This is a genomic window from Stenotrophomonas genospecies 3, assembly GCF_054473855.1.
On record NZ_JBTMUR010000007.1, the window covers coordinates 161,674 to 184,365 of the forward strand.

18 protein-coding genes are annotated in these 22,692 nt (G+C 67.6%); 6 read left to right on the plus strand and 12 right to left on the minus strand.

Annotated elements, in window-relative coordinates; translation table 11 throughout:
- Nucleotides 1–5: 5 nt before the first annotated feature.
- From emrA to emrR, 3 genes are read right to left on the minus strand one after another with little or no spacing between them, the layout of a single operon-like run.
- Nucleotides 6–1,184: a multidrug efflux MFS transporter periplasmic adaptor subunit EmrA gene (gene emrA / locus ACX9OT_RS11395; RefSeq protein WP_049399501.1), complete on the minus strand. Its 1,179-nt coding sequence runs from the start codon at nucleotides 1,182–1,184 to the stop codon at nucleotides 6–8.
- An 11-nt stretch (nucleotides 1,185–1,195) separates the two neighbouring features.
- On the minus strand, nucleotides 1,196–2,689 hold the full coding sequence (gene emrC, locus ACX9OT_RS11400; RefSeq protein WP_459002129.1) for a multidrug efflux transporter outer membrane subunit EmrC: 1,494 nt from the start codon (nucleotides 2,687–2,689) through the stop codon (nucleotides 1,196–1,198).
- Nucleotides 2,686–3,129 carry a multidrug efflux system transcriptional regulator EmrR gene (emrR, locus tag ACX9OT_RS11405; RefSeq protein ID WP_032127923.1) on the minus strand — a complete coding sequence of 148 codons (444 nt, stop codon included), beginning with the start codon at nucleotides 3,127–3,129 and terminating at the stop codon, nucleotides 2,686–2,688. Before emrR ends, emrC begins: the two co-directional genes overlap by 4 nt.
- Nucleotides 3,130–3,301: 172 nt before the next feature.
- Between emrR and ACX9OT_RS11410 the strand changes: the two genes are divergently transcribed.
- Together ACX9OT_RS11410 and parC are read left to right on the plus strand one after the other, a co-directional pair.
- Nucleotides 3,302–4,183 (plus strand): helix-turn-helix domain-containing protein, encoded by an 882-nt coding sequence (locus ACX9OT_RS11410; RefSeq protein ID WP_049399506.1) that lies wholly within the window; start codon nucleotides 3,302–3,304, stop codon nucleotides 4,181–4,183.
- 60 nt (nucleotides 4,184–4,243) lie between these two features.
- Complete coding sequence (parC, locus tag ACX9OT_RS11415) at nucleotides 4,244–6,487, plus strand: DNA topoisomerase IV subunit A (RefSeq protein WP_459002132.1); 2,244 nt, start codon at nucleotides 4,244–4,246, stop codon at nucleotides 6,485–6,487.
- A gap of 303 nt (nucleotides 6,488–6,790) precedes the next feature.
- Here parC and bfr read toward each other — a convergent pair whose 3' ends face one another.
- Nucleotides 6,791–7,279, minus strand: coding sequence for a bacterioferritin (gene bfr, locus ACX9OT_RS11420; RefSeq protein ID WP_004151115.1), 489 nt, complete (start codon nucleotides 7,277–7,279; stop codon nucleotides 6,791–6,793).
- 124 nt (nucleotides 7,280–7,403) lie between these two features.
- On the opposite strand from bfr, the gene ACX9OT_RS11425 reads away from it, so the two are divergent.
- Nucleotides 7,404–9,731, plus strand: a complete 2,328-nt coding sequence (locus ACX9OT_RS11425) for a penicillin acylase family protein (RefSeq protein WP_459002135.1) — start codon at nucleotides 7,404–7,406, stop codon at nucleotides 9,729–9,731.
- 88 nt (nucleotides 9,732–9,819) lie between these two features.
- Here the strand turns inward: ACX9OT_RS11425 and ACX9OT_RS11430 are convergent, their stop codons facing one another.
- Nucleotides 9,820–11,205, minus strand: coding sequence for a cation:proton antiporter domain-containing protein (locus tag ACX9OT_RS11430; RefSeq protein WP_459002137.1), 1,386 nt, complete (start codon nucleotides 11,203–11,205; stop codon nucleotides 9,820–9,822).
- A gap of 100 nt (nucleotides 11,206–11,305) precedes the next feature.
- Nucleotides 11,306–12,997, minus strand: a complete 1,692-nt coding sequence (gene asnB, locus ACX9OT_RS11435) for an asparagine synthase B (protein ID WP_459002139.1) — start codon at nucleotides 12,995–12,997, stop codon at nucleotides 11,306–11,308.
- A 339-nt stretch (nucleotides 12,998–13,336) separates the two neighbouring features.
- Here asnB and ACX9OT_RS11440 point away from each other — a divergent pair, with 339 nt between their 5' ends.
- Nucleotides 13,337–14,215, plus strand: coding sequence for a tetratricopeptide repeat protein (locus ACX9OT_RS11440; protein ID WP_459002210.1), 879 nt, complete (start codon nucleotides 13,337–13,339; stop codon nucleotides 14,213–14,215).
- 66 nt (nucleotides 14,216–14,281) lie between these two features.
- Here ACX9OT_RS11440 and dapE read toward each other — a convergent pair whose 3' ends face one another.
- Genes dapE through map form a run of 6 tightly spaced genes read right to left on the minus strand, consistent with a single transcriptional unit; the run spans nucleotide 14,282 to nucleotide 21,238 of the window.
- On the minus strand, nucleotides 14,282–15,418 hold the full coding sequence (gene dapE, locus ACX9OT_RS11445) for a succinyl-diaminopimelate desuccinylase (protein ID WP_459002141.1): 1,137 nt from the start codon (nucleotides 15,416–15,418) through the stop codon (nucleotides 14,282–14,284).
- The gene (locus ACX9OT_RS11450) at nucleotides 15,415–15,786 is read right to left on the minus strand and encodes an arsenate reductase (protein ID WP_180838119.1); all 372 of its coding nucleotides are present in this window, start codon (nucleotides 15,784–15,786) and stop codon (nucleotides 15,415–15,417) included. Before ACX9OT_RS11450 ends, dapE begins: the two co-directional genes overlap by 4 nt.
- 31 nt (nucleotides 15,787–15,817) lie before the next feature.
- Nucleotides 15,818–16,684 (minus strand): hypothetical protein, encoded by an 867-nt coding sequence (locus ACX9OT_RS11455; RefSeq protein ID WP_459002143.1) that lies wholly within the window; start codon nucleotides 16,682–16,684, stop codon nucleotides 15,818–15,820.
- 2 nt (nucleotides 16,685–16,686) lie between these two features.
- Nucleotides 16,687–17,766 (minus strand): 2,3,4,5-tetrahydropyridine-2,6-dicarboxylate N-succinyltransferase, encoded by a 1,080-nt coding sequence (gene dapD, locus ACX9OT_RS11460; RefSeq protein WP_423174757.1) that lies wholly within the window; start codon nucleotides 17,764–17,766, stop codon nucleotides 16,687–16,689.
- Entirely contained in the window at nucleotides 17,766–20,375 is a 2,610-nt protein-coding gene (locus ACX9OT_RS11465) for a [protein-PII] uridylyltransferase (protein WP_459002212.1), read from the minus strand. Before ACX9OT_RS11465 ends, dapD begins: the two co-directional genes overlap by 1 nt.
- A gap of 20 nt (nucleotides 20,376–20,395) precedes the next feature.
- Nucleotides 20,396–21,238, minus strand: a complete 843-nt coding sequence (map, locus tag ACX9OT_RS11470) for a type I methionyl aminopeptidase (protein WP_080355365.1) — start codon at nucleotides 21,236–21,238, stop codon at nucleotides 20,396–20,398.
- 173 nt (nucleotides 21,239–21,411) lie between these two features.
- Between map and ACX9OT_RS11475 the strand changes: the two genes are divergently transcribed.
- The gene (locus ACX9OT_RS11475) at nucleotides 21,412–21,942 is read left to right on the plus strand and encodes a Csu type fimbrial protein (protein WP_459002146.1); all 531 of its coding nucleotides are present in this window, start codon (nucleotides 21,412–21,414) and stop codon (nucleotides 21,940–21,942) included.
- On the plus strand, nucleotides 21,942–22,691 hold the full coding sequence (locus ACX9OT_RS11480; RefSeq protein ID WP_459002148.1) for a fimbrial biogenesis chaperone: 750 nt from the start codon (nucleotides 21,942–21,944) through the stop codon (nucleotides 22,689–22,691). The genes ACX9OT_RS11475 and ACX9OT_RS11480 overlap by 1 nt, the downstream gene beginning before the upstream one ends.
- Nucleotide 22,692 lies beyond the last annotated feature (1 nt).

Sequence of the window (22,692 nt, forward strand, 5' to 3'; positions counted from 1 at the left end):
CGACCTCAACCCACCTTCGCCTGCTGCGGCAGGTTGCCCTGGATGATCGTGTGGATCACCTCGTCGGCATCATGCAGCTGCTTGGCATACACGTCGGTGTCGAACACCGTGCCCTTGGCCGGGGTGCTCGGCAGCACTTCGCCCTTCTGGTCGCGCAGGCTCACTTCGGCCTTCATCGACAGGCCGATGCGCAGCGGGTGTTCGGCCAGCTGCTTGGCATCGATGGCGATGCGTACCGGCACGCGCTGAACGATCTTGATCCAGTTGCCGCTGGCATTCTGCGCCGGCAGCAGCGAGAACGCCGAGCCGGTGCCCAGGCCCAGGCTCTGGACACGGCCCTTGTACTTCACGTCACCGGCGTACAGGTCCGACTTCAGCTCAACTTCCTGGCCCAGGCGCATGTGGCGCAGCTGGGTTTCCTTGAAGTTGGCCTCGACCCACATCTGCTCGGTCGGCACCACCGCCATCAGGGCATTGCCCGGCTGCACGCGCTGGCCAACCTGCACCGAACGACGGGCGACGTAACCGGTGACCGGCGCGACGATGCCGGCGCGGGCATTGTTGAGGAAGGCCTGGCGCAGCTGCGCGGCGGCCGCCTGCACGTCCGGCTGGGTGGCGATCACGGTGTCGTCGACCAGCGCGCGGTTGCGCTCGACGGTCTCGCGCGAACCGGCCACGGCGGCTTCGGCAGCGGCCAGCTCGTCACGGGCATGGGCCAGTTCTTCATTGGAAATGGCGCCGGTGGCGGCCAGATCCTTGCGGCGGGCGAAATCGTCGCGCACGCGCTTCAGGGTCACTTGGCGGGCGTTCAAATCTGCCTGTGCGCCTTCCACGCTGCGGTACAGGCCACGGGTCTGGCGCACGGTCTTGGCCAGGTTGGCTTCGGCCTGCTGCAGCGCCACCGACGTGTCGGACGGGTCCAGCTGCACCAGCAGCTGGCCGCGCTCCACGCGCATGCCGTCATCGGCGTTGATGGCGACCACGGTACCGGCCACCAGCGGGGTGATCTGCACCTGGTTGCCCTGCACGTAGGCGTCGTCGGTCTCTTCGAACCAACGGCCGAACATGAAGTACCACAACGCCAGTGCGGCAAGCAGCAGCACGACGATCACGAACAGGCCGCGCAGCAGGTTGCCGCGGCGGTTGGGGGCGGCCGGGGCCGCAGTGTCTTGGGTCTGGCTCATGGCGGAAGTCTTCAGGAATGCGAGGAATCGGAATGGGAGGCGATCGGTGCGCGGTCGGCGTCAGAGGGCTGGAAACCACCGCCCAGCGCCTTGCTCAAGCGCACCGAGGTCTGCACCTGCTGCGACTGCAGGCCGGCCAGCTGCTGCTGCGACTGCAGCAGGGTGGACTGCGCGGTCAGCACGTCCAGGTAGCTGCCGATGCCGGCGCGGTAGCGCTGCTGGGCCAGGTCGAAGGCCGAACGTGCGGTATCCACCGCCTGCTGCTGCGAATGCGCCTGCTGTGCCAGCGAACGCACCGCGTTGACCTGGTCGGCCACGTCGCGCAGTGCATCGAGCACGGTCTGGTTGTAGTTGGCCACCGCCAGGTCGTACTGCGCATCGGCGTTGGCCAGGTTGGCGCGCAGCTTGCCGCCTTCGAAGATCGGCAGGCTCAGCGCCGGTCCGATGTAGGCGAAGGTCGAACTGCTTTTCAGCAGATCACCCACGTTCGGTGCGACGACGCCAGCCAGTGCGGTCAGGTTGAAGCTCGGGTAGAACATGGTCCTGGCGACCTTGATCTGCTTGTCGGCCGCTTCCACGCGCCAGCGCGCGGCAACGATGTCCGGGCGACGACCCAACAGTTCGCTGGGCAGCACGCCCGGCAGCTGCAGCGCCATCGGATTCAACGCCTGCGGGCGCTGGATCGACAGGCCACGGTCCGGACCCTTGCCGACCAGCGCGGCCAGCGCGGTGCGGGCCGCATCGATGCGCTGCTGCGCGGCCTGCACCTGCTGCTGCGCGGCGGGCACGCGGGCCTCGGCCTGGCGCACCTGCAGATCACTGTCGATGCCGGCGCTGCGGCGTTGGCGGGTCAGTTCCAGCGACTTCTGCGAGCGGCCCAGCTCTTCTTCGGCCACGTCATTGAGCTGCCATGCATACGCCAGGTCGGCATAGGCCTGGGTGATGCCGGTGGACAGGTTCAGGCGTGCAGCCTGGGCTTCGACAGTGGCGGCATGGGCGCCGTCCACGGCCGCTTCCCAGGCAGCGCGCTTGCCGCCCCACAGGTCCACGCCATAGCTGAAATCAAACGCGACCTGGCTGCTGCCAGCGTAATGGCCACCCATCTCGCTGCCGGCCATCGACTCGGGCAGGCGCAGACCGGTATAGCCACCGGACACCGACAGGCTGGGCAGGCGATCGGCACGCGCGGTACCGACCTGCGACTGCGCCTGGCGCAGGCGCGCATCGGCAGCGTCCAGGCTCGGGTGGCCAGCCAGGCCCTCGGCGACCAGCGCGTCCAGCTGCGCATCGCCCAGTGCCTTCCACCAGTCCTGCGCCGGGAAGCCGGTGGCGCTCAGGTCGGTGTCGGCCAGGGTGCGTTCGCTGTGCAGGCTGTCCACGTCGAGCACGTGGCCCTGCGGGTTGAGGCCACGACTGCTGGCGCAGGCGGCCAGGGCCAGGGCCAGCGCTGATACCAGCAGCGCGCGCCCGGACCGGCGGAGAGTGGATTGCGGGATCGGGTTCATGGGGTCGTCAGGGAATCGCGGATTCGGGTGAGGAGGGACAGCAGCTGCGTGCGCTCGTCGGCGGAAAGATCACGCAGGGCGTAATCCATCACCGCGTCGCCACGCAGCTTCAGCCGCGCCCACAGTGCGCGGCCTTCATCGGTCAGCACGATCTGCAGCGCACGCCGGTCCTGGGCATGCGGTTCGCGGCGGACGCAGCCCAGCGACTCCAGCTTGTCCAGCAGGCGGGTCACCGCACTGGGCACCTGGTCGATGGCCTGGGCCAGCTCGTTGGCCGTGCACGGAGCCATGTTGGAAAGCACCTTCAACCCGATGTAATGGGTGAAGCCGATACCCAGGTCTTCTTCAGCCATGGACGCGTCGAGTTGCCGGACCAGGCCATCGCGCACCTGGCGCAGCAGCAGGCCGAAGCTGGGGGGAGTGGTTGCAGGACAGATCATGGGGGAGCATTCTCTTCCAAAAAAAATATTTCTCAATGGAAATATTCGATCTGGCATCGAATGCTGTGTTGCAGCAGCGGGCTGGATCAACGAAGGCGCCTACCTTAATGATCTGGTCAGGTGGCCCGGTAGTACAATTCAGCCAATGGATGACACATTTCAGCCAGCGGATATGATGAACAAGGCAGAAATCCCCCCTCCCAAGCGGTTGCTGCGCGACGACGCCCTGGATTGGTTCGAGCGCAATGACGGGCCACCGGTTGTCGCCTTCCGCTTCGACAGCCCCTTGGGCCTGGTCCGTGAAGTGGACTGGCACCACCATCAGCGCGCGCAGCTGATCTGCGTCGAACGCGGCCTGTTGACCACCCGCACCTCGCACGGAACGTGGTCACTGGCGCCGGGCTCGGCCGGCTGGATGCCGCCGCTGGAGCCGCATACGGTCACCCTCGACGGCCCGCTGCGTGGCTGGGGCATGGCGCTGGCCGCACCGGCCTGCGCCACCCTGCCCGCCGATCCCTGCGTACTGGGCCTGTCCAAGCTGGCGCAGGCGCTGGCCGACCGCATCTGCGAATGGCCGCTGGGCTACGACACCACGCCCGAGCGCCAGCACATCATCGAGGTGCTGCTGGACGAGATCCGTACCGCGCCGCGCCAGCGCATGCACCTGCCGATGCCGCATGACCGGCGCCTGCTGAAGATCGCCTCGCAGCTGCTGGCCGACCCGTCCGACGAGCGCAGCCTGGCCGAATGGGCGCACTGGGCCGGGCTGTCGCCGCGCAGCCTGACCCGCCACTTCCGCGACGAGACCACCCTCAGCTTCGCCCAGTGGCGGCAGCAGGCCCGGCTGTCCGAAGCCCTGCGCCAGCTGACCGACGGCCGCAGCGTGGCCGATATCGCCCACGCGCTGGGCTTCAGCAGCGCCAGCGCCTTCGTCACCGTGTTCCGCCGCCACTTCGGGCTGCCACCGGGGCGCTACCTGGCACGGGCCGGACACGGCCTGGAAACCGGGTTGGACCCTGCGCGCGGCTTGGCATCCCCCGCCGCATCCGGATAATCACAGGATTGCGAGCGGCGACCGCCGTCGCCGCCTCCCGACAACAGGTAACAACGCCGCATGACCGAACTTGCCCGCCCCGTGTTCCACGGATTCGAACAACTGCCGCTGCGCGAGTACGCTGAACGCGCCTACCTCGACTACTCGATGTACGTGGTCCTGGACCGCGCCCTGCCGTTCATCGGCGACGGCCTGAAGCCGGTGCAGCGCCGCATCATCTATTCGATGAGCGAGCTGGGCCTGAATGCCGCGTCCAAGCCGAAGAAGTCCGCGCGCACCGTCGGTGACGTCATCGGTAAGTACCACCCGCATGGCGACAGCGCGTGCTACGAGGCGCTGGTGCTGATGGCACAGCCGTTCTCGTACCGCTACCCGCTGATCGAGGGCCAGGGCAACTTCGGCTCCAGCGACGACCCGAAGTCGTTCGCGGCGATGCGTTACACCGAATCCAAGCTGACCCCGATCGCCGAAGTGCTGCTGGGCGAACTGGGCCAGGGCACCGCCGACTGGGCACCGAACTTCGACGGCACCCTGCAGGAACCGACCTGGATGCCAGCGCGGCTGCCGCACCTGCTGCTGAACGGCACCACCGGCATCGCCGTGGGCATGGCCACCGACGTGCCGCCGCACAATCTCAACGAGATCGTCAGCGCACTGCTGCACCTTCTGGACAACCCCGATGCAACCGTGCGCGACCTGTGCGAGCACGTGCAGGGCCCGGACTACCCGTCCAGCGCCGAGATCATCACCGCCGCCAACGATCTGCGGAACATCTACGAGACCGGCAACGGCAGCGTGCGTGCGCGTGCGACCTTCAACAAGGAAGCCAACAACATCGTGGTGACGGCGCTGCCGTTCCAGGTGTCGCCGTCGAAGGTGATCGAGCAGATCGCCGCGCAGATGCGCGCCAAGAAGCTGCCGTGGCTGGAAGACATCCGCGACGAATCCGATCACGCCAACCCGGTGCGCGTGGTGCTGGTGCCACGTTCCAACCGCGTCGACGCCGACCAGCTGATGGGCCACCTGTTCGCGACAACGGACCTGGAGCGCAGCTACCGCGTCAACCTCAACGTGATCGGGCTGGACGGCCGTCCGCAGGTGAAGAACCTGAAGATGCTGCTCAGCGAATGGCTGACCTTCCGCAGCAACACCGTCACCCGCCGCCTGCAGCACCGCCTGCAGAAGGTCGAGCGCCGCCTGCACCTGCTGGAAGGCCTGCTCGTCGCCTTCCTCAACCTGGACGAGGTGATCCACATCATCCGTACCGAGGACGAACCGAAGGCGGCGCTGATCGCGCGCTTCGGCCTGTCCGAGGAACAGGCCGAGTACATCCTGGAAACCAAGCTGAAGCAGCTGGCCCGCCTGGAAGAGATGAAGATCCGCGGCGAGCAGGACGAGCTGGCCAAGGAACGCGAGAAGATCCTCGGCATCCTCGACAGCAAGGCCAAGCTGAAGAAGCTGATCCGCGACGAACTGACCGCCGATGCCAAGAAATTCGGCGACGCGCGCCGTTCGCCGCTGGTGCAGCGCCAGGCCGCGCAGGCCATCGACGAGACCGAGCTGGTGCCGAGCGAGCCGATGACCGTCGTGCTGTCGGAGAAGGGCTGGATCCGCGCCGCCAAGGGCCACGACGTCGATGCGTCCGCCCTGTCCTACCGTGATGGTGACGCCCTGCAGGGCGCGGTGCGTGCGCGCAGTACGCAGCAGGTCGCGTTCCTCGACAGCGAGGGCCGCGCCTACTCGACGCCGGTGCACACCCTGCCCTCCGCGCGTGGCAACGGTGAACCGCTGACCGGCCGCTTCTCGCCGGCCGCGGGCACCAGCTTCGTGACCCTGGCCAGCGCCGAGCCGGACACCCGCTTCGTGCTGGCCTCCACCCACGGCTACGGCTTCGTCACCCGCTTCGAGAACCTGATCGGCCGCAACAAGGCCGGCAAGGCGATGCTGAACCTGTCAGCCGGTTCGACCGTGCTGACCCCGTCGGTGGTGGCCAACGTCGCCACCGACCGCATCGTGGCGGTGACCAGTTCGGGCAACCTGCTGGCGATCGCCGCCAACGACCTGCCAGAACTGGACAAGGGCAAGGGCAACAAGATCATCGAGATCCCCAAGGCCAAGCTCGCCACCGAACGCGTGGTCGCCATCGTGGCGATCAGCCCGGGGCAGACCCTGCAGGTGCGCAGTGGCCAGCGCACGATGGGGCTGAAGTTCAACGAGCTTGACGCCTACCTCGGCGCCCGCGCCACCCGCGGCCACCTGCTGCCGCGCGGCTGGCAGAAGGTGGAAGGGCTGTCGGTGGAATAAAGGCTGGGGCCTTGCCCCTGGTGGATGTCAACCTTGGTTGACACGCCTTGCCGGAGACCAGACACGAAAAAGCCGGGGCATTCCCCGGCTTTTTCGTTGTCGGCTGGCGGGCGGTGGAGCGGCTGGCTGGCGAAAGCTGGCTGGCGATGCTCCGGTGCTGGCGGGCGACAGAACGCTGTGCTTCTTCTGGTAGAGCCGACCGCTGGTCGGCTGCTTTTTGCCTCTGGTAGAGCCGACTGTTAGTCGGCTGCCGTTTGGAGAGCGGCCGACTAACAGTCGGCCCTACCGGATCGCGGTGCCGGTTCAGTGCGCCGGAGCGCCGTTGCCGTCGATCTTGCTCAGCTGGTACAGCTCCAGGCCGATGCGCTTGATCAGGCCCAGCTGCTGCTCCAGCCACCAGGCGTGGTCTTCCTCGGTGTCCTTCAGCTGCGCCAGCAGCATGTCGCGGCTCACGTAGTCACCCTTCTCTTCGCACAGCTTCATGCCGGCGGCGAGATTGTTCCGAACCGCGTATTCAGTGTCGAGATCCTTCTGCAGCATCTCTTCCACGGTCTTGCCCGGCTCGGTGGCATGCGGGCGCATGTCCGGGTCGCCGCCGAGGAACAGGATGCGGCGCAGCAGCGCGTCGGCGTGCTGGGTTTCCTCTTCCATCTCGTGGTTCAGGCGTTCGTACAGCGCGAACAGGCCCTGGTCCTCATAGCGGCGGGAATGGATGAAGTACTGGTCGCGGGCAGCGAGTTCGCCGCGCAGCAGTTCCTTCAGGCAGGCGATGACGTCCGGGTTGCCTTTCATGGGGGGGCTCCTGTGAATCGATGCGGCATAGGGTGCCGCATTTCAAAATACGGTGATCTAATCGGAATCAGTCGCAGTTGCGCCTGCGGCTACAATCAGCCCACAAGTTCGGAAAGGACGTGCGATGCGACGTACATGGCGTTGGGTGCTGGGTGTGTTGGTCGCCATCGTGCTGGTCACCGCACTGGCCCTGTGGCTCCTGCTGCGCGGCAGCCTGGCCGACCTGGACGGCGAGCATGCGCTGCCGGGCCTGGCCAAGCCGGTCACCATCGAGCGCGATGCGCTGGGGGTGGTAACCATCACTGCCGGCAGCCAGGCCGACGCGATGCGCGCACTCGGCCATGTGCATGCGCAGGAACGCTATTTCGAGATGGACCTGATGCGCCGCAGTGCCGCCGGCGAGCTGTCGGCATTGTTCGGGCCGAAGGCCATTGAAGCTGACAAGCGCATGCGCGTGCACCGCCTGCGCGCCCGCACCGAGGCGCATCTGGATACCGCGCTGGGCGACAACGGCGCGGTCGTGCGCGCCTATGTGGATGGCGTCAACGAAGGCCTTACCGATCTCTCCGTGCGGCCATGGGCCTACCTGCTGCTGCGGCAGTCACCGCAACCGTGGCAGGCCAGCGACAGCGTGCTGGCCGGGCTGGCCATGTACGCCGACCTGCAGGACCCGAACAACCAGACCGAGCTTGCCCTCAGCCGCATCCGTGCGGTGGTGCCGCCGGCGCTGTACGCGCTGATTGCCCACGACGGCACCGAATGGGATGCACCGCTGTTTGGCGAAGCCACCGGCAATGCGATTCTGCCCGATGCCAGCCAGCTCGATCTGCGCACATTGAAGGGAAAGCCGGGCACCGAGCAGGAGGAGGCGGACGTCATCGGCAGCAACAACTTCGCGGTGGCCGGCGCACTCACCGCGGACGGCCGCGCCATCGTCGCCGACGACATGCACCTGGGCCTGCGCGCGCCTGGCCTGTGGTTCCGGGTGCGCCTGCGTTACCCCGACCCGCAGGCTGCCGGCGGCCAGGTCGACGTCACTGGCTTCTCGCTCCCTGGCCTGCCGGCGGTGATCGTCGGCAGCAACGGCCACGTCGCCTGGGGCTTCACCAACAGCTACATCGACACGGCGGACTACCGCACGGAACCGGCCAACGCCACGGTGACCGTGCACGAAGAACGCATTGCGGTGGCCGGCCAGGCCGACGTGCTGTTCCCGGTACGCGAAACCGCCTGGGGGCCGATCCTGCACCCCCATGCCGATGGCAGTGGCGATGCCCTGCGCTGGGTCGCACACCTGCCCGGCGCCGTACGCCTGGATTTCGCTGATCTGGCCCGCGCCGGTGACCTGGACGGTGCACTGCACTTCGCCGACCGCGCCGGCATTCCCGCGCAGAACCTGGTGGTCGGCGACCGCAGCGGCCGCATTGCCTGGCGGCTGATCGGCGCCCGCCCTGACCGCGGCCCCGGCTGTGCGCCGGCCGGCTTCACGGCCGCCAGCAACCAGGACTGCGCACCGTGGCCGATCCGCAGCGATGCCTCGCCTGCATTGATCGATCCCCCCAACCATCGCCTGTGGACCGCCAACGGACGCGTCCTCGACGGCGAGGCGCTGGCCAGCGTCGGCAACGGTGGCTATGACCTCGGCGCGCGTGCGCAGCAGATCCGCGACCTGCTCGCCATCCAGGACCGCTTCGACGAACACGACCTGCTGGCGATCCAGCTCGACGACCGCGCCGTGTTCCTGCAGCGCTGGTGGGCGTTGCTGCATGACGTCATCGAACGCAGTGACGACCCTGCACTGAAGCGCTTGAAGGCGGTCAGCCATCAATGGGGCGGCCGGGCCTCGGCCGGCTCGGTCAGCTACCGGGTGGTGCGCGCGTTCCGCACGCAGGTGATGGATACCCTGTCCGAAGCACTGCTGGCACCGGCCAACGCGCAGCTGGGCGATGACTATCTGGACCCGCGCCTGGCACAACTGGAAGGCGTGGCCTGGCCGATGCTGCAGCAACGCCCCGCCAACCTGTTGCCACCGGCCTACGACAGCTGGGACGCGCTGCTGCTTGATGCCGCACGCCGCACCGAAAGCGAGCTGGCCAAGCAGGGCCCACTGGCCCAGCGCACCTGGGGAGAGCGCAACACCGCGACGCTCTGCCATCCCATCGCGCGTGCATTGCCGGACATTGCCAAGCGCTGGCTGTGCATGCCCGCCGATCCCCTGCCCGGTGACCGTGACATGCCGCGCGTGCAGACGCCGAACTTCGGCGCCTCCGAACGCATGGTGGTTTCGCCCGGCCACGAGGCCGACGGCATCGTGCACATGCCCGGCGGCCAGAGCGGGCACCCGCTGTCGCCGTACTGGGGCGCCGGCCACGAAGACTGGGTGCATGGGCGGCCGACACCGTTCCTGCCCGGCAAAGCGCAGCACACGATGACGCTGGTACCGGCGCGGTAGCGGTAGTGCCGGCCGCTGGCCGGCATCCATGCAGGTGTGTCCAGCATCATGAGGATGCTGGCCAGCGGCCGGCACGACCGTCCAGCGCTCAGCCCCGGCGCCGCTCGATCAGGTTCAGTAGCGGCCCGGTCATCGCCGTGGTCACCAACGCCATGATCGCCAGCACCGCGAACAGCCGATCGCCGAGCAGGCCCAGCTCGTAGCCCAGGTTGAGCACGATCAGCTCCATCAGGCCACGGGTGTTCATCAGCGCCCCCAACCGCCACGCTTCGCGCGTGGGCATGCCCGCACTGCGCGCGGCACTGAAGGTACCCAGCAGCTTGCCCGTCGTGGCCACCGCGATCACCACCACGCACAACACGACATCGCTGGCCTGCAGCGCATCGGCGCGCATGCGCAGGCCGGTCATGGCGAAGAACAGTGGCAGCAGCAGGGTCACCGCGAACGGTTCGACGCGGGCCATCAACAGGTCGCGCAGCTGCGCGTTGGACGATACCGCGACGCCCGCAGCGAATGCACCGAACAACGCGTGGATGCCCAGCATCTCGGTGATCAGCGCACTGGCCAGTGACAGCAGCAGGATACCCAGCAACCAACGTCCCTCACGGCCCGGCGCGATCTGCTGGCGGGCAAACCACGGCTTCACCAGCCCCAGCATCAGCGCCACGAACACGACCACGCACAGCAGGTTGAGGCTGGCCGGCAACCAGCCGCTGGCCTGGGCGGCGGCGACGATCAAGGCCAGCAGGCACCAGGCGGTGGCATCGCCCAATGCCGCGCAGGCGATCGCGGTCTGGCCCAATGGCGTCTGTGTGATCCCACGATCGGCAAGGATGCGCAGCAACACGGGGAACGCGGTGATGCTCATGGAGATGCCGACGAACAATGCGAATGCAGTAAAGCCCACACCCTGCGGACCGTGCTGCGGATACAGCCAGATCGCCAGCGCCACGCCGAGCACGAACGGCACCGCGATGCCGGCATGACTGACCATGAAGGCGAAGCGCCGGCGGCCACGCAGCGCCGCCAGGTCCAGCTCGGCACCGGCCACCAGCAGGAACATCAGCACGCCCAGCTGGCTGAGCATGCCCAGCGGACCCAGCGAACTGGCCGGGAACAGCGCACCATGCAGCTGCGGCAGCAGGCTGCCGAGCACCAGCGGCCCCATCATCAGGCCGGCGGCCATTTCGCCGATCACCGCCGGTTGTCCAAAGCGCTTGAGCAGCGCACCCGCGCCCTTGGCCACCAGCAGCAGCACCAGCAGCTGCAGCAGGAACAGGCCCAGCGGTGAGGCAAGGTGCTGCGCCCAGCTGCCTTCGGCGGCGGTGGCGCGGGCAACCGCCTCGGGCGCCGCCGGCCCGGCATACCGCGCCAGCAGTACGCCAGCCAGCAACGGCACCCCGGCCCAGGCCAGATAACGCCATCCCCATTTCGTGGGCGGCACGTCGCCACCTGCCTGTACGTCCATGAACATTCCCCAATGCGCAGGGGGCGATCATACAAAAAGGGGACGGAGGGGATTAAGGCGTTAGTGGCACAAACGACTTAATCCCCTCCGTCCCCTTTTTGAGGGCTTAGGCCAGTGCCTGTTCGTGCACGCCGGCGATCGCGCGGCCCGACGGATCTGCCGCCGCGGCGAAGCTGGCGTCCCAGGCAATGGCGGCCGGCGACGAACAAGCGATCGACTTGCCGCCCGGCACGGTCTCGGCCGCCGCACGGCTGGGGAAGAACTGCTCGAACAGGTGGCGGTAGTAGTACGCCTCCTTGGTCTGTGGCGGGTTGTGCGGGAAGCGCTTGTCGGCCGCCGCCAGTACACGGTCGCTCACCTGTGCTTCGGCATGCGCCTTCAGCCCGTCGATCCAGCCGTAGCCGACGCCATCGCTGAACTGTTCCTTCTGCCGCCACAGGATGCTGTCCGGCAGGTAGTCGTCGAACGCCTCGCGCAGCACCGCCTTTTCGATGCGACGCCCGCCAAAGCCGGCGCCGACCATCTTGTGCGCGGCATCGAAGCGCATCGCCACATCAAGGAACTCACGATCGAGGAACGGCACGCGCGGCTCCACGCCCCAGGCCATCATCGACTTGTTGGCGCGCAGGCAGTCGTAGTTGTGCAGCGCGTCCAGCTTGCGCACCAGCTCGTCGTGGAATTCACGTGCATCCGGCGCCTTGTGGAAGTACAGGTAGCCACCAAAGATCTCATCGCTGCCCTCGCCGGACAGCACCATTTTCACGCCCATCGCCTTGATCCGCCGTGCCAGCAGGAACATCGGCGTCGAGGCGCGGATGGTGGTGACGTCGTAGGTCTCGATGTGACGGATCACTTCCGGCAGCGCGTCGAGGCCTTCCTCGAAGGTGTATTCGAAGCCGTGATGCACGGTGCCGAGTGCCTCGGCAGCGATCGCCGCGGCCGCCAGATCGGGCGAGCCCTTCAAGCCGATCGCGAACGAATGCAGGCGCGGCCACCAGGCTTCGGTCTGCCCGCCATCCTCGATGCGGCGACGCGCATAGCGCGCGGCAACGGCCGCCACCAGCGACGAGTCCAGGCCACCGGACAGCAGCACCCCATACGGCACGTCGCTCATCAGCTGGCGCTCCACCGCATGCTCGAAGGCCTGGCGCAGTTCGGCCAGGTCGGCCTGGCGGCCCTGCACGTCGGCGTAGTCGCGCCACGGCTGCTGGTAATAGCGCACCAGCTCACCGCTGGCACTGTCGAAGTAGTGACCCGGCGGGAACTGTGCGACGTCGGCACAGGTGTCGACCAGCGCCTTCATTTCCGAGGCCACGCGTAGGCGCCCCTGGGCATCGTGGCCCCAGTACAGCGGCACCACGCCCACCGGGTCACGCGCCACCAGCACGCGCCCGCTGTCGCGGTCCCACAGCGCGAAGGCGAAGATGCCGTTGAGCTGTTCCAGCCACTGCGCCGGCGAACTGCCCTGGCGATACAGCGCGTTGATCACCTCGCAGTCCGAGCCGGTCTGGAAGTCGTAGGCGGTGGTCAGCGCCGCCTTCAACGCCTGGTGGTTGTAGATCTCGCCGTTCACCGCGAGCGCCAGCTGGCCATCGGCCGACAGCAGCGGCTGCGAACCACCGGCCGGGTCGACGATGGCCAGCCGCTCATGGACCAGCAGCGCACCTTCGTCGAGGTACACGCCGCTCCAGTCCGGGCCACGGTGGCGCTGGCGCTGCGACAGTTCCAGCGCATGGCGGCGCAGGGCGGGAAGATCGTCACCGGCCTGCAGGCCGAAGATTCCGAAGATCGAACACATGGGAGAGCTCCTGTTGGGGGATTTCACGGGTGGGAGGGTGTTCGACCGGCCATCCAGGCCCGGGTGGGGCTGCGCCCGGGCACAAAAAAACCCGCATCGGCTGATGCGGGTTTTCTGGTGTCCGGGCGTGTGTTGCTGTCTATCTACCCAGGGCGCAGTCCCGCATCGGCCGCGCACGATTATTCGCGCGCAGATTATTGCGGTTGTTGTTATTGACGGCGGTGGCCAGGCGGATCGACATGGCATCGACCCTACCCCGGTTTCCGGCACGGCGCAACCGTTGCGTTGGCAACCACTCCCCGGCGCGCATAATGGCCCGCCGTGAAACGTGTAATGGAAATGCAACACCGCACTGGACGCAACGCGGCGCTGGCCGCCCTGCTCTGCCTGGGCCTGGCCGCCTGCCAGACCCTGCCTCCGCCCTCCACGTTGCCGCTGGCGCAGCAGCAGGCACTGGAGCGACGCCGCACCGACGGCAGCTTCGACGGAGCCTGGGACACTGCGCAGACCTTCGAACGTTTCAACGATCCGCGCGCCGTTACCTACTACGAGCGTGCTGCCGCGATCACGCCCTGGACCTTCCGCAACACCAAAGCGGAAGAAGCACTGGGCCGGATCTGGACCTCCGGTACGCTGCAGCATGCCGACAGCCCCCACATCAACCCGGCACCTGTCCTGCGCGCGTCCTGGCGACGTGGCGAACGCGCGTATCTGGCGGCTGCCAACCACGGCAATCCCTATGCGTTCTACGGGCTCGCCAAGGCCTACCGCCAGCAAGGCGACGCGCAGCAGGCGCTGCGCTGGGACCTGCGCGGAATGATCTACAAGCGCTACCCGGGTTCATCGTCGCGACTGCCGGATGCGGTGGCGGCACAGGGTGACACCGTGCATCCGCTGGTGGCGCAGATCCAGCGTCGTGCCGAGCACGGCGACGCCGAAGCGCAGGTCGACCTGGGCGCGCTGCTGGAAAAGGGCGTGGGACTGCCGCGCGATCCGGTGCGTGCGCTGCAGCTGTACCAGCGCGCCGGTGAGAAGGGCAATGTGTTCGGCCAGTACTTCGCCGGTCTGCTGCTGGGCCGCAGTGCGCCGGGTGTGGAGAAAGACACCGACGCGGCGGCGCGCTGGTTCGCCAGAGCCGAGGCGCAACACTTCTACATGGCCGCGCCAAGTTACTGGAAGAAAGCGGTCGAGCCGCCGTTCTTCATTTTTTCCGAGTAGAGAAGCGGCCCCGGCGGGAGGCGTGCCGACCAACGGTCGGCACCCACCCTCGCGGGATTCATTCCGTCATGGGGTTCCCACCAGCAGCCGTTCCACCAGGCGCTGGTACAGCCCCGGCAACGCTTCCAGATCGCCCACGCGTACGTTCTCATCCACCTGGTGGATACTGGCGTTGACCGGCCCCACTTCGATGCACTGCGCACCCAGTGGCGCGATGAAGCGTGCATCTGACGTGCCGCCGCCGGTGCTTTCTTCCGGCGCACGGCCGATGTGCTCGGCCAGCACCGCACGCGCGGTGGCGCGCAGCGTGCCTTCCGGGGTGTAGAACGGCTCGCCGCTGCGGTGCCACTTCAGCGTGTACTGCAGGCCATGGCGGCCCAGCAATGCGGTGATCTCCGCCTCCAGCTTCGGTGCATCCCAGTGCGGGTTGTAGCGGATGTTGAAATCCACCTCCAGCTCGCCGGGAATCACGTTGTTGGCACCGGTGCCGGCATGGATGTTGGAGACTTGCAGGCTGGTCGGCGGGAAACTCTCGTAGCCGTCATCCCAGCGCCGCGCGCTCAGTTCGGCCAGGGCCGGAGCAGCCTGGTGAATCGGGTTGCGCGCCTTATCCGGGTACGCCACGTGGCCCTGTACGCCCTGCACGCGCAGCTTGGCCGACAGGCTGCCACGACGCCCCACGCGCAGCAGGTCACCCAGGATCGCGGTCGACGACGGTTCACCGGTAATGCACCAGTCGATGCGTTGGCCGCGCTCGGCGAACAGCCGTGCAACGTGACGCACACCATCGATGGCATCGCCTTCCTCGTCGCTGGTCAGCAGTACCGCCAGCGTGCCAGGGTGATCGGGATGTGCGGCGACGAACTGCTCGGCGGCGACCACGAACGCCGCCACGCTGCCCTTCATGTCGGCGGCGCCACGGCCGTACAGCACGCCGTCACGGATCTGCGGCGTGAACGGGTCGCTGGCCCAGGCCTCGCGCGGGCCCGTCGGCACCACGTCGGTATGGCCCAGCAGCACCAGCACCGGCGCGCCCTGGCCATGGGTCGCCCACAGGTTGTCGACCTCGCCCAGGCGCAGGTGATCGCACTGGAACCCGGCCTGCTTCAGGCGTGCCGCCAGCAGTGTCTGGCAGCCAGCATCATCCGGCGTCACCGAGGGTCGTGCGATCAGTTCGCAGGTCAGGTCGAGGACCGCACTCATGCGTCACCCACGCCGAAGCGGGCCTTGAAACCGTTGTCGCTGAAGCCCTGGCTGACCGTGCCATCGGCCGTGACCACCAGCGGACGCTTGATCAGCTGCGGGTATTCACGCAGCAGCAGCTTCCATTCGGCCTCGGAGTCGGCGGCCTTGCGGTTGTCCGGCAACTGCCGCCAGGTGGTGGACGACTTGTTCACCATCGCGGCCAGGCCCCCCAGCTGCCCAGCCCACGCCAGCAGTGTTTCCGGGCTCGGCTTGTTCTCGCGGTAATCGACGAAGGTGTAAGGCACGCCGAAGCGGTCCAGCCACTTGGTCGCCTTCTTGCAGGTATCGCAGTTCTTCAAACCGTAGACAGTGGTGCTCATGGCCATCTGTGATGCTGGAAAACAGAGGGCCAGAATCTCACAACAGGCGCTCGGACACGACCCGGAACGGCACGTTTGGCAGCCGGAAGGCCAGCCCCTCGTGCAGCGCCACGCCCATTGCCTGCAGACGCGGGCACTGCGGTTCGCCCTCCAGCTGCAGCGGTTGCAACTGTGCGATGTCCACCGGCAGCGCGATGCGGGTGCTGGCCCAGCGGCCGTCGCAGGTACGGGCGATGGCCTCGTCCTGGCAGGTGAGGAAACGCAGCAGGGCCTGATGGTTGCCGAAGGCCGCCGCCCACCCGGCATCGTCCCAGCCCGCGGCGGCCTGCCACTGCAGGTGCAACGCCGGGGCACTGCCCTGCCCGCCTTCGATCAGGGTGTGCCCATCGCCATCGGTGCGCACCACATGCTCGAAGCGTATGGACAGATGCGGTTGCATGGCATCGCTGAAAACGCGCGCGCCAGCGACGAAGGCCAGCTGGTCCATCACGTTGCGATCGAACAGCACCACCGGCGTCCCGTCCGGATCGTCGTCACGACGCAGGTACCAGCGCCAGTTGCTCTGCCGTGGCGACGGCATCAGGGAACGCAGCGGCCCAGCCAGCGCGGGCCCGAAGTGGCTGTGACGGTAGCTGAGGATGGTGTAAGGCGTGCGTCCGGCATGGACCACGTAGTGATGGCCCGGCGGTGGCATTGGTGCGTGACGCACGTCGACCCACCAGCTCACGTAGACCACATCGCGCACGTCACTGACCAGCGCCGGCATCGGCCAGCGCCGCGACAGTGCACGGCGCAGCCGGTTCCAGCGCGGGGCGTGCAGCAGGCGCGGCAGCATCCGCCCGACCAGGGTGTCGAACGGATGCCGGTAGATCGCGGACTGCGCCAGATCCTCCGGCGCAGTCACCTTCAGTCGGCCAGGCCGCGCAGCAGGTCGTTGACGCTGGTCTTGCTGCGGGTCTTGGCATCAACCTGCTTGACGATCACCGCGCAGTACAGCGAATGGGTACCGTCCTTGCTCGGCAGCGAGCCGGACACCACCACGCTGTACGGCGGGATGTAGCCGTAGCTGATCTCGCCGGTGGCACGGTTGTAGATGCGGGTGCTCTGGCTGAGGAACACGCCCATGCCGATCACGCTGTGGTGGCCAACCACCACGCCTTCCACCACTTCCGAGCGCGCACCGATGAAGCAGTGGTCCTCGATGATGGTCGGGCTGGCCTGCAGCGGTTCCAGCACGCCACCGATGCCGGCGCCGCCGGACAGGTGGCAGTGCTGGCCGATCTGCGCGCAGGAACCGACGGTGGCCCAGGTGTCGACCATGGTGCCTTCGCCGACATAGGCGCCGATGTTGGTGAAGCTCGGCATCAGCACCACGTCCTTGCCGAAGTACGTGCCGCGGCGGGCGATCGCGCCCGGCACCACGCGCACGCCACCACGGCGGAACTTCGCTTCGTCATAGCCGGCGAAGCGCGATTCGACCTTGTCCCAGAACGGCGCCGGACGGGCATCGACCACCGCCATGTCGTTGACGCGGAAGTACAACAGCACGGCCTTCTTCAGCCACTCGTTGACCTTCCAGCCACCCTGGCCGTCCGGCTCGGCAACACGGAACTCACCGCTCTCCAGGCCGTCAATCACGCGGTTGACCAGCGGCTTGGTCGAGCCTTCCAGCTCGTGCAGGGTCAAGGTAGCGCGGCGCTCGAAGGCACTCTCGATGCCGAACTTCAGCTCTTCCACGCCCGGGGCTGAAGGCTTGCGCAGCGACTTGCGGGCGATGGTTTCGGCGCGGACCGCTTCGGCACTCTTGGCCGGCGCCGGCTTCTTCACAGCACGCTTCACCGCAGCCGCTTTCTTCGCCGGGGCCGTCACCGCAGCGGCCTTCTTCGGCGCTGGGGTCTTCTTCGCGGCCGGTGCGGCAGCAGCAGGTTTCCGGGCCGCTGCGCTCTTTGGGGTCGCGGCGGTCTTCTTGGCGGGCTTGGTGGCCATCAGGCGGGGTCTCCGGCGTTTCGATCAGGGTCCAGGCAGGCCAGCATCGCGTCATGCAGCTGCTGCCGGGCAGGTTCAGTCAGGGGGAGGTCGTGTTCGTCACTGATCACGAAGGTGTCTTCGGCGCGTTCGCCGAACGTGGCAATGCGCGCATCATGCACGCGCAGGCCCTGATTGCGCAGCACGAACGCCACATCGGCCAGCAGGCCGGGGCGGTCGGGGGCGACCAGGGCGAAACGGGTTGCGCCCGGCTCATCGCGGAATTCGATGCGCGGGGCGAAGCGGAAGTGCCGCAGCTGCCGTGGCACCACCCGGCGTGACGGCCGCAGGCGCGACAGGTCACCACTGAGTGCGTCGCGCAGCGCCGCTTCCAGGTTGGCACTGCTGCCATCGGCGAAGGTATCGGCCGGGTTCACTTCGAAGGTATCGAAGATGGTATCGGCCGGACCGTCCAGCACGCGTGCGCGGTGGATGCCGTAGCCCTTGCGGTCCAGCGTCATCACGATCGCGGCGAACAGGCCGTCGCGGTCCGGCGAATGCACGAAGACTTCCAGCGCGGGATCGTCGACACTGATCCGGCGTACCTTCACCAGCGCCTGGCCCTGCTTCACCGGCACCAGCGCGGCAGCCTGCCAGGCCAGCTGCTCCGGGCGCAGGCGGATGAAGCCTTCGTCGGGCATCACCGCGAACTGGCGATCGATGGTGGCATCGTCGTAACCTCGCTCGCGCACCAGCGCGCGCACGCTGTCACGCGCTTCGGCCACGCGCTCGGCCGCCGGCACCGGGTGTTCCAGCCCCTCGCGCAGCGCGCGCCGGGTGGCGAAGTACAGGTCGGCCAGCAGGCGGTCCTTCCAGGCGTTCCACAGCTTCGGGCTGGTGCCGGCGATGTCGGCGCAGGTCAGCAGGTACAGGTAGTCCAGGCGGTCGCGGCTGCCGACCAGGGTGGCGAAGCGATGGATCACCTCCGGATCGGCGATGTCCTGCTTCTGCGCGGTCACCGACATGCGCAGGTGCTGTTCGACCAGCCACGCCACCAGCTCGGTATCGGTGCCACTGAGCGCATGTGCCTGGCAGAACGCGCGCGCGTCCACCGCGCCCAGTTCCGAGTGGTCGCCGCCACGGCCCTTGGCGATGTCATGGAACAGGCCGGCCAGCAGGAGCAGTTCCGGCTTGCGCAGGCGCGGCCACACTTCGTGCGCGATCGAGAAGCGCTCGTCGGCACGGCTGCTGGCAAACAGGCCGATGTTGCGCAGGACCATCAGCGTGTGCTGGTCGACGGTGTAGACATGGAACAGGTCGAACTGCATGCGCCCGCTGACCTGGGCGAAGGCGGGAATCCACTGGCCAAGCACGCCCAGCCGCGCCATGCGCGAGAGCGTATCGACCGGGCGCTGGCCGCGCAGCAGCGCCAGGAACTGCTCGCGTGCATCGGCATCAGCCTGGTCGTAGGCCGGCAGCAGCGGCAGCGCTTCGGCCAGCGCACGCGCGGTCAGCGAATGCAGGCCGCGCACCTGCGGATTGTTGGCCCAGCTGGCGAACAGCGCGAACACCTGGCCGATGTCGCCGCGCGGCCAGTCGGCTTCGTTGGCCGCCAGGTAACCACGGCGCAGGGAAAAACCCACGGTCAGCGGCTCCGGCTGCGCCTCGCCATCGAACTGTTCCTCGAAGCGCTGCAGCAGACGGTCGCTGATCCGGCGCACGACCAGCGCGGCGCGGTAGAAGCCCTGCATCATCTTCTCGACACCGAGGTTCTCGGCATCGTCTTCAAAGCCCAGGCGTGCCGCCAAGGTCTTCTGGTAATCAAAACGCAGGCGCTCTTCCGGGCGACGCGCGACCAGATGCAGGCCAAAGCGCAGCCGCGCCAGCACCGCACGTTCGCGCTTCAGTGCTGCCGCTTCGTCTGCGCCCAGATGGCCGAGCCCGACCAGCGCCTCCAGGTCACGCACACCGAACGCACGCAGTGCCATCCAGCCCAGCGTGTTGAGATCGCGCAGCCCACCGGGGCCATCCTTCAGATCCGGCTCCAGGTTGTCGGCGGTGTCGCCGAAGCGCTGGTGTCGGTTGCGCAGCTCTTCCAGCTTGGCCAGGAAGAAGGTGCGCGCCGGCCACAGTTCACGATCGTCGACGGCCTCGCGCAGCGCGCGGCGCGCCACATCATCGGCCAGGATCGGGCGCGCCTCGATCAGCGCGGTCAGCACGGTCTGGTCCGCTGCCGCCTCGCGGCACTGCGATGCAGAACGCACCGCATGGCTGACGGCCAACCCACAGTCCCACAGCAGTGCGAACAGGCGCGCCAGCGCCGCCTCATGGGCCAGCTGTGCCGGCGGATCGCCGAACACCAGCAGGTCGATGTCCGAACGCGGAAACAGTTCACCGCGGCCATAGCCGCCGACCGCGAACAGCGACAGCCCGCTGTCGGCCGGCAGGCAGCGCTGCCAGGCCAGGCGGATCAGATGGTCGGCAGCGCGCGCGCGCAGTGCCAGCAGGCGCTCGATGTTGTCGCCCTGGTCGAAGCGGCGGTACAGGCGCGCGTCGGCCTGCTGCAGCGCCTGGCGCGCGGCAGCAGCCCAGTCCGGGTCGTTGAGCGACGCGGCCGGCGTGTCCAGCAGCGAACTCGCCGGCAGCATCGTCAGGAGACCTGCGACTCGCCCGGCGACAGGGTCAGCACGTCCACGCCGGTCTCGGTGACCGCGATCATGTGCTCCCACTGTGCCGACAGCTTGCGGTCCTTGGTCACCACGGTCCAGCCATCCGGCAGCACCTTGTTGTAGCGGGTGCCCTCGTTGATCATCGGCTCGATGGTGAAGGTCATGCCAGGCTGCAGCACCAGGCCCTGGCCCGGGCGGCCGTAATGCACCACCTGCGGCTCATCGTGGTAGACCTTGCCGATGCCGTGGCCGCAGTACTCGCGCACCACGCTGAAACGCTCGCCTTCGGCATAGCTCTGGATGGCATGGCCGATGTCGCCCAGGGTCGCGCCCGGACGCACCGCGCGGATGCCGCGCCACATGGCTTCGTAGGTGGTTTCCACCAGGCGGCGGGCCATCACCGACGGGGTGCCGACGAAGTACATGCGGCTGGTGTCGCCGTGCCAGCCATCCTTGATGACGGTGACGTCGATGTTGATGATGTCGCCATCCTTGAGCACCTTCCCTTCGCTGGGGATGCCATGGCAGATGACGTTGTTGACCGAGGTGCACACGGTCTTCGGGAAGCCGCGGTAGCCGACGTTGGCCGGAACGGCGCCCTGCACGTTCACGATGTGGTCGTGGCAGATGCGGTCCAGTTCCTCGGTGGTGACACCGGGCTTGACGTGGGGGGTGACGATGTCGAGCACTTCGCTGGCCATGCGGCCGGCGATTCGCATCATCTCGATTTCCTGCGGGGTTTTCAGATTCACGCTCATGGCCCCCATTATCGCCGATCCGGCCACAATCTGAACGAACGCCACCCAACTGGCGATCCGGGCCATGCACGGTTCCGGCAAGGAAAGTGAAAGCGTGATCGCCGCCCCCCTTTCGTCTCCCTGTTTATCACGGAATACAGACACTTACGCCTCCTAAGCTGGGGTCACCGTCGCCGAAGCGGTGCCGAACGTGCCGCCTTCGCCTTGTTCAACGGACCTTCGGGTCAGGGAGGTTGTCCATGCGATCCGCGCTTCGTTCCCCGCTTGCCTGGGCCCTGGCCGGGGTCCTGCTGTCCGGCCCGGCCCTGGCCGCAGACACCACCACCTTCAATGTCACCCTGGTGGTGACCAAGGCCTGCACGATCACGGCTGCTGCCGCCACCAACGTTGACTTCGGCACGGCGGCCTCGACCACCGCGCCCCCCACCCTGGGTCAGGGCACGGTGACCGCCCAGTGCTCGGCACTGACCCCGTACACGATTTCACTGAATGCGGGTGCCAATGCCAGCACCGCGAATGACGTCACCACTCGCCGGATGAAGAACACCAACGCCGCGGTGACCGCCAACAACTACGTCGGCTACCAGCTCTACCAGGACGCCGCGCACACCCTGGTATGGGGTGCCACCTCCGGCACCAACACCCAGGCTGGCATCGGCACCGGCCTGGCCGTGCCCTACATCGTCTACGGCCAGATCCTGAACCTGAGCACCAACAACCCGGCGACCGGCAACTACCTGGATACGGTTACCGCCACGATCACCTATTGATGGAGCACGCCCGCATGGCCGGACCCCGCCCGTGGCGCGCCACCGGCGTGGCGCTGCTCGTCCTGAGCCTGGTACTCGCCGCCCCGGTCGAAGCCACCAGCCTGCAGGTCGCCCCGACCAGCCTGCAGCTGGAAGCGCGCCAGCGTGCCGGCGAGCTTTGGCTGACCAACAGTGGCACCTCGCCGGTGAAGCTGCAGGTTCGGGTGTTCCGCTGGGTGCAGCAGGACGGCCAGGAGCAACTGTTGCCCACCGATGAACTGGTGGTCACCCCGCCGATGCAGGAACTGGCTGCCGGGCAGCAGCAGCTGGTCCGGGTGATGCGTCCGGACAGGACGCCACCGCCGGCACAGCAGTACTACAGGCTGATTGTCGACGAGGTGCCCGACCTGGCCACCCGCACCGACGGCATGCAGTTCGTGCTGCGCTATTCGATACCGGTGTTCGTGCAGCCCGCCGCCGGCAAGCTTGCGCCGCAGCTGCAGGCCCGCCTGGTGCAGTTGCCCGATGGCCGCAACGGCGTCGAGGTGGCCAACGCAGGCAACAGCTATGCGCAGATCGCCGATCTTGCGCTGGGCAGCCCCACGCGCCCACGCATCGTGCATCCCGGACTGCTGGGTTACGTGCTGCCCGGGCAGGTGATGCGCTGGCCGATCGAGCGCACGGCGATCGACCGCGACAACGACCAGATCACGGCCAAGCTCAATGGCGAGTCGGAACAGACGCCGCTGTCGCCCCCATCGGCTCGCTGAG

What these genes read in the sequence shown, in the direction of transcription:
- emrA (WP_049399501.1), bottom strand. Translation starts at nt 1,184, where the DNA reads ATGAGCCAGACCCAAGACACTGCGGCCCCGGCCGCCCCCAACCGCCGC.
- emrC (WP_459002129.1), bottom strand. Translation starts at nt 2,689, where the DNA reads ATGAACCCGATCCCGCAATCCACTCTCCGCCGGTCCGGGCGCGCGCTG.
- emrR (WP_032127923.1), bottom strand. Translation starts at nt 3,129, where the DNA reads ATGATCTGTCCTGCAACCACTCCCCCCAGCTTCGGCCTGCTGCTGCGC.
- ACX9OT_RS11410 (WP_049399506.1), top strand. Translation starts at nt 3,302, where the DNA reads ATGATGAACAAGGCAGAAATCCCCCCTCCCAAGCGGTTGCTGCGCGAC.
- parC (WP_459002132.1), top strand. Translation starts at nt 4,244, where the DNA reads ATGACCGAACTTGCCCGCCCCGTGTTCCACGGATTCGAACAACTGCCG.
- bfr (WP_004151115.1), bottom strand. Translation starts at nt 7,279, where the DNA reads ATGAAAGGCAACCCGGACGTCATCGCCTGCCTGAAGGAACTGCTGCGC.
- ACX9OT_RS11425 (WP_459002135.1), top strand. Translation starts at nt 7,404, where the DNA reads ATGCGACGTACATGGCGTTGGGTGCTGGGTGTGTTGGTCGCCATCGTG.
- ACX9OT_RS11430 (WP_459002137.1), bottom strand. Translation starts at nt 11,205, where the DNA reads ATGTTCATGGACGTACAGGCAGGTGGCGACGTGCCGCCCACGAAATGG.
- asnB (WP_459002139.1), bottom strand. Translation starts at nt 12,997, where the DNA reads ATGTGTTCGATCTTCGGAATCTTCGGCCTGCAGGCCGGTGACGATCTT.
- ACX9OT_RS11440 (WP_459002210.1), top strand. Translation starts at nt 13,337, where the DNA reads ATGCAACACCGCACTGGACGCAACGCGGCGCTGGCCGCCCTGCTCTGC.
- dapE (WP_459002141.1), bottom strand. Translation starts at nt 15,418, where the DNA reads ATGAGTGCGGTCCTCGACCTGACCTGCGAACTGATCGCACGACCCTCG.
- ACX9OT_RS11450 (WP_180838119.1), bottom strand. Translation starts at nt 15,786, where the DNA reads ATGGCCATGAGCACCACTGTCTACGGTTTGAAGAACTGCGATACCTGC.
- dapD (WP_423174757.1), bottom strand. Translation starts at nt 17,766, where the DNA reads ATGGCCACCAAGCCCGCCAAGAAGACCGCCGCGACCCCAAAGAGCGCA.
- map (WP_080355365.1), bottom strand. Translation starts at nt 21,238, where the DNA reads ATGGCCCGGATCGCCAGTTGGGTGGCGTTCGTTCAGATTGTGGCCGGA.
- ACX9OT_RS11475 (WP_459002146.1), top strand. Translation starts at nt 21,412, where the DNA reads ATGCGATCCGCGCTTCGTTCCCCGCTTGCCTGGGCCCTGGCCGGGGTC.
- ACX9OT_RS11480 (WP_459002148.1), top strand. Translation starts at nt 21,942, where the DNA reads ATGGAGCACGCCCGCATGGCCGGACCCCGCCCGTGGCGCGCCACCGGC.